The organism is Faecalibacterium sp. DFI.5.82 (assembly GCF_029076575.1).
Classification (GTDB): Bacteria; Bacillota; Clostridia; order Oscillospirales; family Ruminococcaceae; genus Faecalibacterium; species Faecalibacterium duncaniae.
Genome location: NZ_JARFIS010000077.1, coordinates 1 through 446, shown reverse-complemented (window position 1 = coordinate 446; position 446 = coordinate 1). Strand labels below are relative to the sequence as shown.

Annotated in this window: 1 pseudogene; it reads left to right on the top strand. The window is 67.3% G+C overall.

Annotation, left to right across the window (positions count from 1 at the left end):
* Positions 1-446: pseudogene (locus tag P0G09_RS15640) on the top strand (hypothetical protein); the annotation flags it as partial.

Sequence of the window (446 nt, the reverse complement as noted above, 5' to 3'; positions counted from 1 at the left end):
CCGGGCAAGCCGGGCCGCCAGCTTGCCCGGGATGGTGTGGATTGCTCCCTGCTCTGCTTCACGGATGCCTTCCCCACGCCGGTGGTGGTTACCGGAGCGGATACCGCTCTGCCCTACCGTGCCCACACCGCCGGGCTGGCCCTTGGGCCGGAACAGCTGGAGGCCGCCCCGTTCCGGGGAGCCTCTGCCTTCTGCTTTTCCTCCGCCGGGCTGGTGGACTGCCCCCTGCGGCTGGCCCACCTCGAGGCCCTTGCCGCTGCCCGGGATGCCGGGGCGCTCTGCTGCTATCTTCCCCGGCTGGCGCAGGCCGCGCCCTACTGGCCGCAGCGGGAGGCCCTGCGCCAGACCGCCCTGCAGTTTCTTGACCGGGCAGACGTTCTCTTTTTAACAAGAAGCAACACCAGTAACACCAAAAAAACAAATACATTCGTGACGAAGCGGAGAGC